This window comes from Bacillus sp. 05T31 (assembly GCF_056396725.1).
Genome location: NZ_JBFTMA010000623.1, coordinates 1 through 2,693 on the forward strand (window position 1 = coordinate 1; position 2,693 = coordinate 2,693).

A 2,693-nucleotide genomic window follows, 5' to 3' on the forward strand; every position below is an offset into this window, starting at 1 on the left:
CCATTCGCTCGACTTGCATGTATTAGGCACGCCGCCAGCGTTCATCCTGAGCCAGGATCAAACTCTCCAATAAAGTTAGTTTGTCTAGCATCTAAAAATAAAAATTGACGTTCACGTTGTTTGTTTCGTTCAGTTTTCAAAGAACTTGTYTGCCGCTTCAAAAGCGACTTCATCATATTAACATCTTCATTTTTCGATGTCAACTATGTTTTGAATTTCTTTTTTGTCGTTTTTTGCGTTTCCGCATCAGCGACGTTTATTAATATACCATCATGGTTTTTAAATAACAAGTATTTTTTATAAAAAAATACAAAAAGTTATCTATCCTACTTTCTTCTATAGAAAGAACCCTTACCCTTTCTACTAAAAACATTCATTTTGATTGTATACAAGTTACTATACACTATCATCAACCAGGCAGTATTTCACAATAACTTCCTAACCTTTAGTCTTCTCCTTTTTTAATTTTATAATTACTATAGTTCTGCTTAAGAAGGACAAATAATCATTTAAATGTAGAGTAACAAAAAACTTGGCCACTATACTAGAGCAAAACTTTAATTCCTGATTATTCTCTCCAATCAGGAATTTTGCTTCCACAAATAACAAACTTCCCCTCGAAATATTAAATTAAGATTATTGTTAGATTTTTTTTACATTTAATTAATGAAAGATATCCAATTTTTGTTATATAGTAAGAAAGTGCCCACAAAACTATAAATAAACTAATGGAGGAATTATTTTATGGATAGGTTAACAAAATTTTCATTAAAAAACCGAGCCGCTATTATTATTATGGTTTTTCTCATTTCCATACTCGGTGTTTATTCCGGCTCTAAATTACCTATGGAATTTTTACCAAGCATCGATAACCCTGCAATAACTGTTACGACATTATCTCAAGGGCTCGATGCTGAAACGATGACCAAGGACGTAACTGACCCCCTTGAAAAACAATTTCGTAATTTAGAACATATCGATGGCATCACTTCTTCCACACATGAGGGATTATCACGCATCGACATTGCATATACATYCAAGGCAAATATGAAAGACGCGGCACGCGAAGTCGAAAAAACAATTAATACGATTAAATTACCTAAAGATGTAACTAAACCTGTTGTTAGCCAATTAAACACTTCTATGATTCCACTCGCTCAAATTACCATCCAGAAGCAAAACGGATTTTCAAAAGCTGACGAAAAACAAATTGAGAAAGAAATCGTACCACAACTCGAAAGCATTGATGGTGTTGCCAATGTTATGTTTTTCGGAAAATCAACTTCCGAATTATCCATCGTACTTGATCCTAACCAACTAAAAGATAAAAACGTAACATCACAGCAAGTATTAACAGTTTTACAAGGAAAAGAAACTTCCACTCCAGCCGGAGCAATTACCGTTAATAAGGCAGAATACAATCTTCGTGTCATCGGGGATATAAAAAATGTAAATGACATAAAAAATATCACCGTTACACCTCAAGTAAAATTACAAGATGTTGCTCAAATTGAATTAAAACAACATTACGATACAATCTCGCACATAAACGGGGAAGAAGGAACAGGATTAATCATCATGAAAGAGCCGAGTAAAAATGCGGTTGCAATCGGAAAAGAGATTGATAAAAAGATTAAAGATATAAGCAAGCAATATAAAGATCAATTCTCTATTAAACTTTTAGCTTCAACTCATGAGCAAGTTGAAAATGCTGTTACTAGTATGGGAAAAGAAGTAATCCTTGGGGCAATTGCTGCAACTCTCATTATCTTAATCTTTTTACGCAGCTTCCGAACAACACTCATCGCTGTCGTTAGTATTCCATTATCTATTTTATTAACACTATTTTTACTCCATCAATCTAACATCACACTTAACATTCTAACYCTTGGTGGCTTAGCCGTTGCAGTTGGACGTCTCGTCGATGATAGTATCGTTGTCATCGAGAATATTTTCCGTCGTTTACAAAAAGRATCTTTCTCTAAAGATATTATTCTCGATGCAACAAAAGAGGTCGCCGTCGCAATTACCTCTTCTACTTTAACGACAGTCGCCGTTTTTTTACCTATCGGTCTCGTATCGGGAGTAATCGGAAAACTAATGTTACCTATGGTGTTAGCAGTTGTGTATTCTATACTTTCTTCCTTAATTGTGGCATTAACGGTCGTTCCACTTATGGCTTTTTTACTGCTCAAAAAAACAAAACGTCGCAATTCACATTCTTCACCGCGATATGTCACTACATTAAAGTGGGCTCTTTCTCATAAGTTTATCATTCTACTCACTTCTTTTTTATTATTTGCAGGATCAATTGCAGCCTACATACTACTTCCGAAAGCTAACATAAAGTCTGAGGACGATACAATGCTTTCCGTTAACATGACATTTCCAGGTGATTATGATTCTGAAGCTAAAAAACAAAAAGCCTTTGATTTCGAAAAGAAACTCCTCTCTAATTCTGATGTAACAGATGTTATTTTGCGAATGGGATCTAGTGCAGAAGATGCACAATGGGGACAGACAACTCAAAACAATCTTGCAACTATATTTGTAGTCTTTAAAAAAGGATCTAATATCGACCAATATATTAAAGAATTAAAAAAGGATCATAATACTTTTGAACCAGCTGAACTTGATTATATAAAAACGAGTTACTCTGACTCTGGAGGCGGAAACAACTTACAATTTAACGT

At 34.3% G+C, this 2,693-nt stretch carries 1 protein-coding gene and 1 rRNA gene; one reads left to right on the forward strand and one right to left on the reverse strand.

Annotation, left to right across the window (positions count from 1 at the left end):
* Positions 1-73 (reverse strand): 16S ribosomal RNA (locus AC1DJR_RS25390); the annotation flags it as partial.
* A 671-nt stretch (positions 74-744) separates the two neighbouring features.
* On the opposite strand from AC1DJR_RS25390, the gene AC1DJR_RS25395 reads away from it, so the two are divergent.
* The coding region (locus tag AC1DJR_RS25395; RefSeq protein ID WP_477003801.1) for an efflux RND transporter permease subunit at positions 745-2,693 on the forward strand (1,949 nt) is incomplete at its 3' end.